At 75.0% G+C, this 14,656-nt stretch carries 10 protein-coding genes and 1 pseudogene; 5 read left to right on the top strand and 6 right to left on the bottom strand.

What is annotated here, in order from left to right:
* Positions 1 to 81: 81 nt before the first annotated feature.
* Positions 82 to 1,458, bottom strand: a complete 1,377-nt coding sequence (locus tag GQS09_RS17410) for a phosphomannomutase/phosphoglucomutase (protein ID WP_165987240.1) — start codon at positions 1,456 to 1,458, stop codon at positions 82 to 84.
* A gap of 99 nt (positions 1,459 to 1,557) precedes the next feature.
* Complete coding sequence (locus GQS09_RS17405; protein WP_165987238.1) at positions 1,558 to 1,980, bottom strand: DUF3499 domain-containing protein; 423 nt, start codon at positions 1,978 to 1,980, stop codon at positions 1,558 to 1,560.
* A 104-nt stretch (positions 1,981 to 2,084) separates the two neighbouring features.
* On the opposite strand from GQS09_RS17405, the gene GQS09_RS17400 reads away from it, so the two are divergent.
* Positions 2,085 to 2,549: a metallopeptidase family protein gene (locus GQS09_RS17400; RefSeq protein ID WP_165987236.1), complete on the top strand. Its 465-nt coding sequence runs from the start codon at positions 2,085 to 2,087 to the stop codon at positions 2,547 to 2,549.
* 66 nt (positions 2,550 to 2,615) lie between these two features.
* Here GQS09_RS17400 and GQS09_RS17395 read toward each other — a convergent pair whose 3' ends face one another.
* The 3 genes from GQS09_RS17395 to GQS09_RS17385 all read right to left on the bottom strand — a co-directional run bounded on the left by GQS09_RS17395 (position 2,616) and on the right by GQS09_RS17385 (position 8,354).
* The gene (locus GQS09_RS17395) at positions 2,616 to 4,235 is read right to left on the bottom strand and encodes a DUF5719 family protein (RefSeq protein ID WP_165987234.1); all 1,620 of its coding nucleotides are present in this window, start codon (positions 4,233 to 4,235) and stop codon (positions 2,616 to 2,618) included.
* Positions 4,232 to 7,954 carry a glycosyltransferase family 2 protein gene (locus tag GQS09_RS17390; RefSeq protein ID WP_165987232.1) on the bottom strand — a complete coding sequence of 1,241 codons (3,723 nt, stop codon included), beginning with the start codon at positions 7,952 to 7,954 and terminating at the stop codon, positions 4,232 to 4,234. The genes GQS09_RS17395 and GQS09_RS17390 overlap by 4 nt, the downstream gene beginning before the upstream one ends.
* A 136-nt stretch (positions 7,955 to 8,090) precedes the next feature.
* Positions 8,091 to 8,354, bottom strand: a complete 264-nt coding sequence (locus GQS09_RS17385; protein ID WP_165987230.1) for a WhiB family transcriptional regulator — start codon at positions 8,352 to 8,354, stop codon at positions 8,091 to 8,093.
* 526 nt (positions 8,355 to 8,880) lie between these two features.
* On the opposite strand from GQS09_RS17385, the pseudogene GQS09_RS31005 reads away from it, so the two are divergent.
* The 3 genes and pseudogenes from GQS09_RS31005 (at position 8,881) to GQS09_RS17375 (ending at position 11,769) form a co-directional block, all read left to right on the top strand.
* Positions 8,881 to 9,422 (top strand): annotated as a pseudogene (locus GQS09_RS31005) (cysteine dioxygenase).
* Positions 9,362 to 10,369, top strand: a complete 1,008-nt coding sequence (gene cofD, locus GQS09_RS17380) for a 2-phospho-L-lactate transferase (protein ID WP_165987228.1) — start codon at positions 9,362 to 9,364, stop codon at positions 10,367 to 10,369. Before GQS09_RS31005 ends, cofD begins: the two are co-directional and overlap by 61 nt.
* Entirely contained in the window at positions 10,366 to 11,769 is a 1,404-nt protein-coding gene (locus GQS09_RS17375) for a coenzyme F420-0:L-glutamate ligase (protein WP_165987226.1), read from the top strand. The genes cofD and GQS09_RS17375 overlap by 4 nt, the downstream gene beginning before the upstream one ends.
* Before the next feature lie 33 nt (positions 11,770 to 11,802).
* Here GQS09_RS17375 and GQS09_RS17370 read toward each other — a convergent pair whose 3' ends face one another.
* Positions 11,803 to 13,431 carry an LCP family protein gene (locus GQS09_RS17370; RefSeq protein WP_165987224.1) on the bottom strand — a complete coding sequence of 543 codons (1,629 nt, stop codon included), beginning with the start codon at positions 13,429 to 13,431 and terminating at the stop codon, positions 11,803 to 11,805.
* Positions 13,432 to 13,646: 215 nt separating this feature from the next.
* Between GQS09_RS17370 and GQS09_RS17365 the strand changes: the two genes are divergently transcribed.
* Positions 13,647 to 14,656 (top strand): glycosyltransferase family 2 protein (locus tag GQS09_RS17365; RefSeq protein WP_207957956.1); only part of this gene is annotated, 1,010 nt, incomplete at its 3' end.

The following is a 14,656-nucleotide window of genomic DNA, read 5'->3' as shown; positions in this document are numbered from 1 at the left end:
GCCGCGCGCCGCCCCGGACCCCGGCCCGGCCGCCGCGCCCCGCCGCGGCGGCGGGGGCGCAGCCCTCGGGAGCCGGCCGGGTCAGCCGCGGACGAGGGTCAGGACCTCGTCGCGGATCTTGGCGACGGTGTCCTGGTCGCGGGCCTCCACATTGAGCCGGAGCAGCGGCTCGGTGTTGGACGGGCGCAGGTTGAACCACCACTCGCCGGAGGTGACGGTGAGGCCGTCCATCTCGTCCACGGTCGCGCCGGGCAGGCCGGCGTAGGCGGCGCGCACCGCGGCCAGTCGCCCGGCCTGGTCGTCCACCCGGCTGTTGATCTCGCCCGAGGCGGCGTACCGGTCGTACTGCGCGACCAGCCGGGACAGCGGCTCGGGCTGACCGCCGAGCGCCGCCAGCACGTGCAGTGCCGCCAGCATGCCGGTGTCGGCGTTCCAGAAGTCGCGGAAGTAGTAGTGCGCGGAGTGCTCGCCGCCGAAGACCGCGCCGTGCCGGGCCATCTCGGCCTTGATGAAGGAGTGCCCGACCCGGGTGCGCACCGGCGTGCCGCCGTTCTCCCGCACCACCTCGGGCACCGACCAGGAGGTGATCAGGTTGTGGATCACCGTGCCGCCCGGGTGCCTGGCCAGTTCGCGGGCGGCGACCAGGGCGGTGATCGCGGAGGGCGAGACCGGCTCGCCGCGCTCGTCCACCACGAAGCAGCGGTCGGCGTCGCCGTCGAAGGCCAGGCCGATGTCGGCGCCGGTCTCCTTCACCCGGGCCTGGAGGTCCACGATGTTGGCCGGGTCCAGCGGGTTGGCCTCGTGGTGGGGGAAGGTGCCGTCGAGTTCGAAGTAGAGCGCGTCCAGGGTGATCGGCAGCCCGTCCAGGACGGTGGGGACGGTGTGCCCGCCCATGCCGTTGCCGGCGTCCACCACGACCCTCAGGGGGCGGATTCCGGTCAGATCCACCAGGGTGCGCAGATGCCCGGCATAGTCGCCGAGGGTGTCGCGCCCGGTCATCGTGCCCGGTGTGGCGGCCGGTTCCGGTGCGCCCCGCTCCAGCCACTGCTCGGTGAGGGAGCGGATCTCGGCCAGTCCGCTGTCCTGGCCGATCGGCGCGGCCCCGGCCCGGCACATCTTGATGCCGTTGTACTGGGCCGGGTTGTGGCTGGCGGTGAACATGGCGCCCGGCATGCCGAGCGCGCCGCTGGCGTAGTACAGCTGGTCCGTCGAGCAGAGTCCGATCTCGGTGACGTCCGTGCCGAGCGAGGCCGCGCCCTCGGCGAAGGCGCGGGACAGGCCGGGCGAGGACGGACGCATGTCATGGCCGATGACGATGCCGGTGGCGGGGTCCTCACCGGCGTTCCGGAGCGTGGTGACGAAGGCCGCCCCGAACAGCCTGGCGAGGTTCTCGTCCCACTGATCCGGGACCACGCCTCGCACGTCGTATGCCTTGACGATCTGCGACAGGTCCGGCACAGCTCACCCCTTGGGTCTCGGTTGACGGTGTGTGCAGCCGTTGCCACCCATTGCGCTCGGCGGCGCCGTTCACTGTACCGGCCGGATGTTACGCGGGGATCAGGAATCGGGCGATCGCAGAACCCGCAGGTGGCCGCGGCGGGCGACCTCCATGGGGTCGGCCCCGGGGGCGGCGCGGCCGGGCGGCGGCTCGGCCGGGGGCGGGGTGCGGGCGGCCTCGCGCACGGCGTCGGCCAGTGCCTCCAGATCGTCCCCGCTGGGCCGGCGGGCGACGGTGGTGTCCACGGCGAGGCGCACCACTTCCCAGCCGCGCGGGGCGGTCAGCCGCTCGGAGTGCTCGGCGCACAGGTCGTAGCAGTGCGGCTCGGCGTACGTGGCCAACGGGCCGAGAACTGCCGTGGAATCCGCGTAGACATACGTGAGCGTCGCCACGGCGGGGCGACCGCAGGCGGTTCGCGAACAGCGTCGGACGGGGCTCACGATGTTGGACCGTACCGCACTCCTGAGCGGGCCGCGACGCATCACCCGGGCGTCACCCGGCCGTGTCGCCGCATCCTGGCCGGGACGTACCGGTTCGCCCCGTAAGGTGACCTGCCACCGCCCGGCGTCCTCTATGGTCAGAGGCGATGAAGAACGAGCCGAGCAGCGTCTCCTCCCCCGTTCCCGGGCCGCCGGTGCGGCGCCACCGGGACCGGCACGGCCGCGGCATGCGCGGCCCGCTGGCGCCTCCGCAGGTGCCGCTCTCCGCCAGCCGGTCGGAGACCTTCGCCTCCCTGGTCCAGGACTCGGCGGAGCGGCTGCGGCGGCGGCTGCCGCAGCTGGAGGGGGTGGCCTTCGAGGTGCAGGAGGTGCCGCGGCTGTCCGGACCGCCGGAGGGCGATCCGCAGGCGGACGGCGTTCCGCTGGGCGGGGTGGTGCGCGGCCGGGGCGGGCGGCCCGACCGGATCGTGGTGTACCGGCGGCCGGTGGAGCTGCGCGCCCGGGACCGGGACGAGCGGGCCGACCTGGTGCACGAGGTGGTGGTGGAGCAGGCCGCCGAGCTGCTCGGTCTGGCCCCCGAGTCGGTCGATCCCCGCTACGGCGAGGAGTGAACCGCCGCGGCCGGCCCGCGCGCGGGCCGGCCGGGTGTGCGTCGTCCGTCGTGCGTCGTGCGCGGGTCAGTCGTCGGGGAGCAGGATGCCGATGTCCTCGCCGGTGCCGGGGACGGTGACCCGGGAGCGGTCGTCGGGCAGTGTCTGCACGGTGAACATCGGGATCTTGTCGCGCTCCATGGTCAGCGTCCGGGATGCGAACAGCTCGCCGCCGCTGATCCGTTCCACGGTGGCGGCGTAGCGCCCCTCGCTCTCCTCCGGCAGCTCCGGGGTGACGGCCACGGTGGTGCCGGCCGGCACGGTGATCTCCTCGGTCACCGCGGAGCCGCCGCCGGACCCGGCGGACCAGGTGACCCGCGCCTCGACCGTCTCGCCGGGCGCTGCCAGGGACAGCTCGGTGCCCTTGAGCAGATTTCCGGAGACCGAGGCCCGCTCCTCCACCGGCTCGGTGCCGGTGACGAAGGCCATCTCCTGCTTGCTGCCGTCGCCTCGGGTGACGCGCAGCGAGGCGACCACCGGGCCGGTCACCGAGCCCTCCGGGGTGAGCAGCAGGGAGCCGGGTTCACCCTGGGTGATGTCGGCCAGTTCCACGGCCTCCAGCAGGCGGGAGCGCAGGAAGATGCTCTCGTTCCCGGCCGGGGTGAAGGTGCCGCTGGGGCCGATGAGCTGGACCGAGAGGTTGAGGTCGGCGTCGCCCGGGGTGAAGGCCACCAGGCGGACGGTCTTGGCGTCGGGGGGGATGCCGGGGAGCACGACCCGGCCCTCGGTCCCGCCGGAGACAGCCGGCAGCCAGTCCGCGCCGAGCTGCTCGTCCACCGTCTCGATCTGGGCGCCGATGCGTCCGGTGCGGGCGGTGACGTGCACGGCCAGCCCGGCGTGCTGCTCTCCGGTGAGGGTGGAGAGCCGGACGGCGACGCTGGAGCGGCCGGGCAGCGAGATGCCGTCCTCGGCGATGCTCGTCTCGACCGGTCCCTCGGGCCCGTACAGCTCGATGTCGACCACCGTGCCGGTGTCCTCGGGGTTGGTGAGATGGATGTAGTCGTGGCGGGTGTCCACGGTGGCGGCGCCGGCGAACCAGAAGTCGGTGGCCGGGGACTGGCAGGCGGTGCCGAGCAGGCCGCGGGTGCTCTCGGTGTCCACGACGCTGCTCTGCTGGACGGTCCAGCCGGGGGCGACGCGGTGCTCGGCGGCGCCGGCGAGGGCGGTGGCCTTGCCGGCCTTGACGGTTGCCGCGACCGGTGTGCCGGGCTCGTCGGATTCCACGACGGGCTCCGGCGCGGGCTCCTCCGCCGTCTCCTCCGTCTCCTCCCCGTCCTTCGCGTCCTCGCCTTCTTCGTCGTCCTTGCCGTCCTCGTCCTTGCCGTCCCCGTCGCCGGACCCGGTGTCGGGGGTGTAGCGGGCGATGGGGAACAGGGCGGCGGTGCCGGGCAGGCTGTCGCCGGCCGGTCCGTCGCCCGCCGGGCTGTAGGAGGTGTAGTCGGTGGTGGCCTCCTCCACGGCCGAGGGCTCGGGACAGACCAGGGCGGTGCGCTCCACCGGCGCCCGGGCGGCCTCGCCCGCCGGGGCTGCCGGGGTGGTGTCCCCGCCGTCGCCGCCGAGGGTGCCGAGGCCGCCGATCAGGACCAGCGCGGCCGCGGCGGCGAGCAGGGAGAGCGCGGGGCTGCGGCGCAGGGCGTTTCCGTTCATCGCCGGCCTCCGTCACCGTAGTCGTTGCCGTAGTCGTACTGGCCGTAGTCCTGTCCGCTGTCCCATTCGCCCTGGTTCTGTCCGGGGACGGAGGGGGCGGCCGGGTACTGCTCGGCGGGATAGGGCTGCCCTGCGCCGTATCCGCCGGGGTCGTAGCCGGGTTGCGGGTAGGAGTCGTAGGAGTAGCCGCCGCTCTCCTGGTGGCCGTATTCCTGCTGGTAGCCGGGGGTGGCGGCGCCGGAGGCGGGGTCGAACCAGCTCTGCTGCTGCGGCACGGCGGCGCCGGCCGGTTCGGGCTCGGGTTCCGGCTCCCGGGCGGGCTCCTCGGCCGGGGCCGCCGGCGGGGCCGGCCGTTCCCGCTCCGGGGCGGCGGCCGGGCGCTGCGCCCGGGAGCCGCCGGCCTCCTCCGGAAGGTCGTCGTCGAGCTCCCGGCGGCGGCCGGGCAGGGCCAGCACGGTCAGCACCAGCAGCAGGAAGCCCTGGGTCCATACCCACGCGGTGTGGGTGGAGCCGGAGTCGTAGGTGACCTCCAGCAGCCCGCCGCCCTCGGGGAGTTCGAAGCCCTGGGCCCAGCCGTCGAGCTTGACGGACTTCAGCGGGCTGCCGTCCACGGTGGCCACCCAGCCGGGGTCGGCGGCGTCGGCCAGGCGCAGGATGCGGCCGGCCGGGCCGTCCGGCAGCTCGGTGCGGACCTCGATCGGCCCGGCGGGCAGCGCCAGCGGTTCGCCCGGTGCCGCGGGGGCGTCCCCCCCGGCGGTGTCCTCCTCCTGCGCCGCTTCGTCGTTCTCCGCCGCTTCGCCGGCCGCTTCCTCGCCCGGTTCCCCGGCGGGCTGTTCGGCGGGGAGGACGGTGACCCGGGAGGTGTCGCGCTGGACCCGCCACAGCGGGCTGCCGTCCTCCTGGCTGAGCCGCTTCAGGCCCGGGGTGGCGTCCAGGACCTGCTGGAGCCCCTCGGAGGAGCCCTGCCGGACCAGGACGTAGCGCACGGCGTAGTCGCTGAGCACCGCCGTCTGGTCGGCGCCGGTACCGGCCACCAGGTCGGCGACGGCCCGCCCGAGAGCGTCGTCCTCGGGCATGAGCTCGGTGAGGTCGCCGTCGCCGAGCCGGGCACCGGCACCGCGCACCAGGACGTACCGCACGTGCTGCGGGGTGCCGTCGGCGGTGTCGCCCTCGCTGGCCAGCATCAGGGTGCGGGCCTGGTCGCTGGTGGAGCTCTCCTCGGCCACGAAGGCCGGGACCTGGACCGGCGAACGGCGCTCCAGCGGCCCGCCGACACCGCCGGCGGCCCAGCCGGCGAGCGCCAGCAGCGGCCCGGCCGCCGCGGCCACCGCGGTCAGCGCGGCCACCGGCTGGCGCCAGCCGAAGCTCTGCTCGGCGACCCGGGCGCGGGCGCCGTCCGCGCCCACCGCGGCGGCGCACAGCAGGGCCAGGCTGTAGACGAGCACGGCCGGCCCGGCCCAGTGGTCGCCGTCGTTGGACCAGACGGCGAACAGCAGGGCGATCAGCGCGGCGCCCCAGGCGGTGGTCACGGCCGCCCGCCGGTCCCGGCGCAGCAGCGCGGCCAGGGCGGCCAGCAGCAGGCCGGTGAGGATCCAGGCGCCGGTGGTGCCCGGTCCGCCCGGGCTGAGGGTGAGCAGCTGCGCGGCGGAGGCCGGGTCGGTGGGGTAGGGCAGCCCGGCCTCGGACAGGAACCGGTCGGGGCTGAGCAGCACCCGCCAGGACCAGGGGCTGAGCAGCAGCGCCGGGGTGAGCAGCAGCGCGGCCAGCCGCAGGCCGCGGGCCCGGCGCGCGCCGGGCGGCTGGCGCAGCGGCAGGGCCAGCACGGCCAGCCCGAGCACGGCGGTGAGCGGCCAGACGACGGGGGTGAAGGCGGTGGTGACGGTGAGCAGCAGGGCGCCGGCCCAGGCGGCCCGCCACGGTCCGCGGGCGGCGCCGGAGACCAGGCCGGTGGTGGACACGGCGCAGCGGGCCAGCGGCGGCAGCAGCACGGCCAGCACCACGGTGCCGATCCGGCCGGTGGCCAGGGCCCCGGTGAGGGCGGGCAGCAGGGCGTAGGCGACGGCGCCCCAGGCGCGCAGGACGCGGGACGGCAGCAGCGGCTTGGAGCACAGGTAGGCGCTGATCCCGGCCAGCGGCACGGCCAGCACCACGAGTCCGGTCATGACCGCGCCGGTGCTGCCGAGCAGCGCGGTGGCCGGCATGGCCAGGAAGGCGAGGTAGGGCGGGGCGGCCTGGCTGCCGCCGGTGCCCAGCGGCTGCCAGGTGGTCAGATAGCGGTCCCACAGGGCTCCGGCGTCGCCGGGTGCGGGCAGCAGGGCGCCGCCCCCGAGCGCGCCACCGCCGAGCAGGGACCGGCAGGCGAGGAAGGAGAGCAGGAGCAGCAGGGCGAAGAGCACCGGGCCGGGGCGGCGGGCGAGCCGGCGCAGCCAGACGAACTGTTCGACCTCGAAGTCCTCGGCGGAGTCGTCGGTGGGCCCGGACTCGACGGCGGTGCGTCCGCCGCCGTGCCGGCCGACCGGGCCGCCGCCGCTCTGGGTGCGGCTGGTGACCGCGGTGACGGCCTGTTCCACGGTGGCGCGGACGGTGGCGCCGGGCGGGGGGAAGAGGGTGCGGATGCCGGCCGGCTGGAAGTCGGCCGCGGTGGTGTGGCGGCGGTCGCGGCGGCCCTTCAGGATGCGGCCGGGCCGCAGCAGGGTGGCGAGCAGACCGGCGGCCTCGTCCAGGGCGTGGCCGGGCGCCTTGCCGAGCAGATAGCCGAGGATGCGCAGCAGGGTGCCGAGGACCAGCCGGAGCAGCGCCCAGGGCAGGGCGCGCCCCCGGGCGTTGGTGAGCAGGGTGTAGGCGGCGGCGGCCTTGTCGACGCGGTGCGGGCTGCCGCCGAGGCGGCCGGCGCAGTCGATGGAGCGGCGCTCGCGGGCGGCGGCCTCGGCGTGCCGGAGCACGGCGTCGGGGGCGACGATCACCCGGTACCCGGCGGCGTGGGCGCGCCAGCACAGGTCGACGTCGTCGCGCATCAGGGGCAGCCGGCGGTCGAAGCCGCCGAGGCGTTCGAAGACGTCACGGCGGATCAGCATGCCGGCGCTGGAGACGGCGAGGACCGGGCGGACCAGGTCGTGCTGGCCCTGGTCCTGTTCGCGGCGCTCCAGGCCCGTCCAGCGCCGGCCGCTGGGGGCGATGGTGACGCCGGTCTCCAGGAGCTGGCGCCTGTCGTACCAGCCGCGCAGTTTGGGGCCGATGACGGCTGCGTCCGGGTCGGCGTCGGCCTGGCGGAGGAGTTCGCGCAGTGCCCCGGGCTCGGGAGCGGAGTCGTCGTGCAGCAGCCACAGCCAGTGGACCGGCTCGCCGAACGGCAGCTCGGGCAGGTCGTAGGCGCTGGTGTCCCAGGTGCGGGTGACCGGGTCCCAGGCGTCGGGACGGCGCAGATAGCGCAGGTCGTCCGGGGTGAGGACGGGAGCGGTGCGGGCCGCCTCGGCGACCGCGGCACCGAAGGTGGTGCGGCGCGCGAGGTGCAGGACGCGGTCCGGTCCGAGCCTTTCGGTGAGCAGGGCGGCGGAGCTGTCGGCGCTGCCGGTGTCGGCGGCGATGACGTCCTGCACCTGGCGCTCCTGGCCGGACAGCCCGGTCAGGACGTCCGGCAGCCAGCGCGCGCCGTCATGCGCGACCAGCACGGCGGTGACGACGTGCTGCGGAAACTCTGGGTGGGCTGACTGGGCTGACATCGAGGTGCGGGCCCCGGCTTCGCTTCAGGTGGCGTCGGACAGCGACCCACACTAGCGTCCCGCACCGTCAGGGCCGCCGCCGTCCACAGGGCGGGCGCAGCGGGGCCCGGCGGCGGGACGGCGGCGGGGGACGCGGCTAGACGGCGGCCTTCTTCAGCCGGCGGCGTTCGCGCTCGGACAGGCCGCCCCAGATGCCGAAGCGCTCGTCATTGGCGAGGGCGTACTCCAGGCACTCGGAGCGGACTTCGCAGGCGAGGCAGACCTTCTTGGCCTCCCTGGTGGAGCCGCCCTTCTCGGGGAAGAAGGACTCCGGGTCGGTCTGGGCGCACAGTGCGCGTTCCTGCCATCCGAGTTCCTCTGCGTCGTCCTGGTCCAGCAGTTGATGGAACATCTCGGCCATCGCGCCCCTCGCCTCCTGTACATCCCCGTGATGTCGTCGTTATCGATCCCACTCGAACGACACGAGTGAAATTACAAGTGCGGTGATCCGGACCAGTCAAGCCGCGATCTGCTATTGACCCGATGTTTCACCCTCTGGCACCACAGTCGTGTCAATAATGTACAAATCACCACAAACCCTGACCGGTCTTCCGGCAGGATCCCGGCATTTCGCCCCGCCCGGGACGGCCTCTCCCTGAGAGACGTCTCGAACGCCGGTGGCGTTCCCGGGCGGCCGCGCGAGCGATCTCGATCACAGCGAGATCACAGATCGGCAACGCGACCGGGCACCGGGAGGCGGCACGAATGAGGCCCGCTTGTCCGCTCCCTGGACGCATAAACCTTTCAGCGACAGATTCCACCGGATGTGGTGAAACAATGACGGAGCGGGCGCCGTCAGTTGACGGTGCGTGACATCCCGGCTCCGGTGAGCGCCCGCCGGCATCCTCCGCCCCTCCTTCCTCATCCCGGGGACAGACCTCTGCCCCATGTTCTCCCTGCAGAACGACAACGAAATCGCGGGTGATCCCGTCTCGGTGCCCCACCTGCCGGCGCCCGAGCCGGAACATCCGGCCGCCGTCGGCCGGTTCGCCGGGCCGGCCAAGGCCCCCGGGCCGGCTCCCGGGGCAGGGCAGCGGGCGGCACGAGCACGGCGGCCCGCACGGAGTCTTCACCGTGCCGGCGGGCGAACTCACCGCATATGTGAGCGAATACCCGGCCGGCTCCCCCCGGGCCCCGCGGTCACGGGCGGCCGGACCGCGCCGGGGAGCGGCTGCCGGCCCCGGGCCCGCTCCGCGTGTTCGCGCCCGGTTTTGTGCATGAGATGACCAATGCCGCACTGGAACCGGCCGTCAGTCTGCACATCTGCTTCCCCGGTCTGACCGAGATGAGGCCGCAACGCACCCCTCCGGCCACGCCGCCGCACACCCCAGGCACCGGAGTGTCACCGCCTGCTGACAGACTGAGCGCATGCAGCGCATCGTGGTTCTGGCCGGAGGCATCGGCGGCGCCCGCTTCCTGCGGGGCCTGAAGGCGGCCGCGCCGGAGGCCGAGATCACCGTCATCGGCAACACCGGGGACGACATCCACCTCTTCGGCCTGAAGATCTGCCCGGACCTGGACACCCTGATGTACACCCTGGGCGGCGGCATTCACGAGGAGCAGGGGTGGGGCCGGGCCGGGGAGACCTTCGCGGTCAAGGAGGAGCTCGCCGCCTACGGCATGGGCCCCCAGTGGTTCGGCCTGGGCGACCGGGACATCGCCACGCACCTCGTGCGCACCCGGATGCTGGCGGCGGGCTATCCGCTGAGCGCGGTCACCGAGGCACTGTGCGCCCGCTGGCGGCCCGGCGTGCGGCTGCTGCCGATGACGGACGACCGGGTCGAGACCCATGTGGTGATCGACGCCGCCGCGGCGGACGGCGGCGGGAGCGGCGGGGACGGCGGGGACGGGGAAGGCGGCCGGCGCGCGGTGCACTTCCAGGAGTACTGGGTGCGGCTGCGGGCCCGGGTCCCCGCCCACGGGATCGTGCCCGTCGGCGCCGAGGCGGCCTCCCCCGCGCCCGGGGTGAGCGAGGCACTGGCCGCCGCCGACGTGATCCTCTTCCCGCCGTCGAATCCGGTGGTCAGCATCGGGACGATCCTGGCGGTGCCCGGCATCCGCGAGGCGGTGACCGGATCGGCGGCACCGGTGGTCGGCCTGTCCCCGCTGATCGGCGGGGCGCCGGTGCGCGGCATGGCGGACAAGGTGCTGGCCGCGATCGGCGTGGCGGCCGATGCCGCCTCGGTGGCCCGGCACTACGGCCCGGAACTGCTGGACGGCTGGCTGGTCGCGCCGCAGGACGCCGATGCCGTTCCGGAGGTGGAGAAGGCGGGCATCCGCTGCCGGGCGGTACCGCTGCTGATGACCGGCCAGGAGGCCACCGCGGCCATGGCCCGGGAGGCGCTGGCGCTGGCCGAGGAGGTGCGCGCGGCATGACGGAGCACCGGCAGGAGCGGCCGGCCGCGGATACCGGGGCGTTCGAGGCATGGGCGGTCCCCGGCATCCCCGAGGTGCAGCCGGGGGACGACATCGCCAAGCTGATCGCCGCGGCCGTCGCCGTTCCCGGCGGCCGGGCGCTGGCGGACGGGGATGTGGTGCTGGTCACCTCCAAGATCGTCAGCAAGGCGGAGGGCCGGCTGGTGCGGGCAGAGGACCGCGAGGCCGCCATCGACGCGGAGAGCGTGCGGGTGGTCGCCCGCCACGGCCGGACCAGGATCGTGGAGTCCCGGCACGGCTTCGTGATGGCCGCCGCCGGGGTGGACAACTCCAACACCCCGCCCGGCACCGTGCTGCTGCTGCCGGTCGATCCGGACGCCTCCGCCCGGCGCATCCGGGAGGGCCTGGCCGGACTGCTGGGCGTGCGGGTCGGAGTGGTGGTCACCGACACCTTCGGCCGGCCGTGGCGGCTGGGCCAGACCGATGTGGCGGTCGGCGCGTCCGGCCTGCGGGTGATGGACGATCTGCGCGGCGGCACCGACACCTACGGCAACCCGCTGGGCGTGACCATGACCGCGCTGGCCGACGAGCTGGCCTCCGCGGCCGATCTGGTCAAGGGCAAGACCGGCGGGCGGCCGGTGGCCGTGATCCGCGGCCTGGCCGCGCGGCTGATGCCCCCCGCGGCCTTGGAGACCGGGCCGGACGGCGAGCCGGACGCCGGGCCGGGGACCGGGCCGGACGGCGGGTCGGCCCGGGATCTGATCCGGCCGTCCGAGACGGACATGTTCCGGCTGGGCACCTCCGAGGCCGTCCGGGAGGCCGTCACCCTGCGGCGCACCGTGCGGGAGTTCAGGGACCAGCCGGTCGATCCGGCCGCCGTGCGGCGGGCGGTCGCCGCGGCGGTGACCGCGCCCGCCCCGCACCACACCACGCCGTGGCGGTTCGTGCTGCTGGAGTCGGAGCAGGCCCGCACCCGGCTGCTGGACGCCATGCGGCAGGCATGGATCGCCGATCTGCGGGCGGACGGCCGCAGCGAGGAGAGCATCGCGCGGCGGGTGCGGCGCGGCGAGGTGCTGCGCCGGGCGCCGTGTCTGGTGGTGCCCTGCCTGGTGGCCGAGGGCGCGCACTCCTACCCGGACGCGCGGCGGCGGGCCGCGGAGCGGGAGATGTTCGTGGTGGCCGCCGGGGCCGGGGTGCAGAACTTCCTGGTCGCGCTGGCCGGTGAGGGCCTGGGCTCGGCCTGGGTGTCGTCGACGATGTTCTGCCGCGAGGTGGTGCGCGCCGAGCTGGATCTGCCGGCCGCCTGGGATCCGATGGGAGCGGTGGCGGTCGGCTTCCCCGCGGTACCCCCCGCTCCCCGGCCCGCCCGCCCGGCGGACGCCTTCATCGAGACCCGCTGAGCGGCGGGGCGCACCGGGGCGCTGGAGGCGGGGTCAGGGGCAGCTGATCTGGTCGCCGGTGGCGGCGGCGTAGCCGCCGCCCTCCCAGGCACCGGAGTCGATCGGCTGCTTGGCGTCGCGGACCGGCTGGACGCGTTCGTGCTCCTCGCCCAGGGTGAGGGTGAGGGTCCGGCCGTGGCCCTCGGCCTCCCGCAGCTGCGCGCCGGGCAGGGCGGCCTGGAGGGTCAGTGCCTGGTCCCGGTGCCCGGGGGCGTGGGTGATGACGGTGCGGGTCTGGAGCCGCCCCGCCTCCGCCCGGTCGCCTCCGGAGGCGTCGCGGGCGGCGAAACCGCTCTTGGTCAGCTCCTCGGTGACCTGCTTCGCGAGATCGGTGCGGGCGGTGGCGTTCTCCACCCGCACCTCGATCTCGCGCGGCGGGATGTCGACCGGGACGACCCCCGAGGGGTCCTCGCCGGGCGCGTCCTGCCCGCCGCCGTCGCCGGGTTCCGCGGTGCCCTCGCCGTCCTTGCCGTCCTTGCCGTCCTTGCCGTCCTTGCCGGGCTTGCCGGGCTTGCCGGCCCCGGTCTGCTCGGCGTCCTTGGTGTTCCCGGCGTCCTTGCCGGTGGGGTGGGGGGCCAGCGGCCGGTCCTCGCGGATCGCGGCGAACAGGCGGTCCGCCGCGGGCTGTTCCCAGACCAGCGCGGATTCACCGATCTCCCCGATGGGCACCGAGGTGAACTCGGCCGAGGACGGGCCGAAGCCGTGCAGCGCCCGCACCAGGTCGATCATCTCCTCGGCCCCGAAGCCCGGATCGACCCGCACCGAGTCCAGCAGCACCGCGGCCGTCCGCCGCAGCTTCCCCGGATCGAGCAGCACCTCGGCGCTGACCGCCTTGTCGATCAGCGAGGCCACGAAGCGCTGCTGCCGCTGCATCCGGCCGAAGTCCGCGGACGCGTCCACGTTCCGGCTGCGCACGTACTGGAGCGCCTCGCCGCCGCTCAGCGTGGAGGTTCCGGGCGGCAGGTCCAGCCCGGTCTTGTCGTCCTTCAGATGCCGGACCGTGCACACCTCCACCCCGCCCAGTTCGTCCACGGTGCGGATGAAGCTGACGAAGTTGACCTCCACATAGTGGTCCACCCGCAGCCCGGTCATGTTCTCCACGGTGCGCACCATCAGCTGCGGGCCGCCGTGCGAGAGTGCCGCGTTGAGCTTGTCCCGGTGGGCCTCGTGATGCTCTCCGGTGGGGGCGAACTCGTGGGCGGGCAGCTCGGCCCGGGAGTCCCGGGGGAGGCTGATCACGCTGGCCCGGGTCCCGTCCGCGGAGAGGTGCACCAGCATGATGGTGTCCGCGCAATTGCAGGAGACCCGGCCCAGGTGGTACTTCTTCCGGTCCTCGGCGGACACGCCCTCCCGGCTGTCGCTGCCGATCAGCAGGATGTTCAGGCCCGCGCCGCCCTCGGGGCGGTCGTCCAGGCCGCTGAACGGGTCCACCCGCCGCACGCTGTCCTCCACACCCCGCACCATGGCGTGCCCGACCCCGCCGGTGATCAGTACCAGGGCGGCGGCCGTGCCGGCGAGCCGCAGCCCCCAGCGCGGCCGGGGTCCGGACCGGCGGTCCGGCCGGCGGGCGGGCCGGGGGGCCGTGCCGCGCGGCGGGCGGGGACGGCTGGCGGGTGCGGGCATGCGAGGCACCTCCGCGAGTCCGGCGGGGTGCCACGGTAGGCACAGCCGGGCCGGACCCGCCGGGCCAACCCGCCGCCCGGGCCGGGCGGCTACCCGGGCGGCGCAACGGGCTCCGCCGTACGCGGTACCGTGACCCGGTGAGCAGCGACTCCTCCACCCCGTCTTCGTCTTCTCCGTCGTCCGCGCCGTCCGGCACCCCGGCGGTTTCGGTGATCATGCCGGTCCTCAACGAGGAGCGGCATCTGCGCAGCGCGGTCGAGCACATCCTGCGGCAGGACTATCCCGGCGATCTGGAGATCGTGATCGCGCTGGGCCCCTCCGCCGACCGGACGGACGAGATCGCCGCCGAACTGGTGGCCGAGACCGCCGGCCGGTCCTGGGGCCGGGTGATCACCGTGCCCAACCCGAGCGGCCGGACGCCCGCCGGGCTGAACGCGGCGATCAGGGCCTCCCGCCACCCGGTGGTGGTGCGGGTGGACGGGCACGGCATGCTGTCGCCGGACTACATCGCCACGGCCGTGCGGCTGCTGGCCGAGACCGGCGCGGTGAACGTCGGCGGCATCATGCACGCCGAGGGCGAGACCGACTGGGAGCGGGCCGTGGCCGCGGCCATGACCTCGCGGATCGGGGTGGGCAACGCCGCCTTCCACACCGGCGGCGAGGCGGGCGAGGCGCAGACCGTGTATCTGGGGGTGTTCCGGCGTGAGGTGCTGGAGCAGCAGGGCGGCTACAACGAGGAGTTCATCCGCGCCCAGGACTGGGAGCTGAACTTCCGCATCCGGCAGGCGGGCGGGCTGATCTGGTTCTCGCCGCAGCTGAAGGTGTCGTACCGGCCGCGGCCCTCGGTGCGGGCGCTGGCCAGGCAGTACAAGGACTACGGGCGGTGGCGGCGGGTGGTGGCCCGCTATCACCGCGGCTCGATCAATCCGCGCTATCTGGCTCCGCCGGCCGCGCTGCTGGCGATGGCGGCCGGTCTGGTGGCGGGCGCGACCGTGACGCCGTGGGGGCTGGTGGTCCCGGCCGGCTATCTGGCGGGCATCACGGTGGGGTCGCTGCCGGCCGGCAAGGGGCTGCCGCCGGCGGCCCGGGTGCGCATCCCGGTGGCGCTGGCGACCATGCATCTCAGCTGGGGCTGGGGGTTTCTGACCAGCCCGCGGAAGCTGGCCGAGCGGGTCCGGGCCAGTGCCCGGCCCGCGGGGCGGCCCGGCGCCGGGCCGGCCGGCAG

The sequence above is a fragment of the Streptomyces sp. YIM 98790 genome, from assembly GCF_011421595.1.
GTDB lineage: Bacteria > Actinomycetota > Actinomycetes > Streptomycetales > Streptomycetaceae > Streptomyces.
Note: the sequence above shows the minus strand (reverse complement) of the source record. Positions and strands in the feature narration are given on the sequence as shown.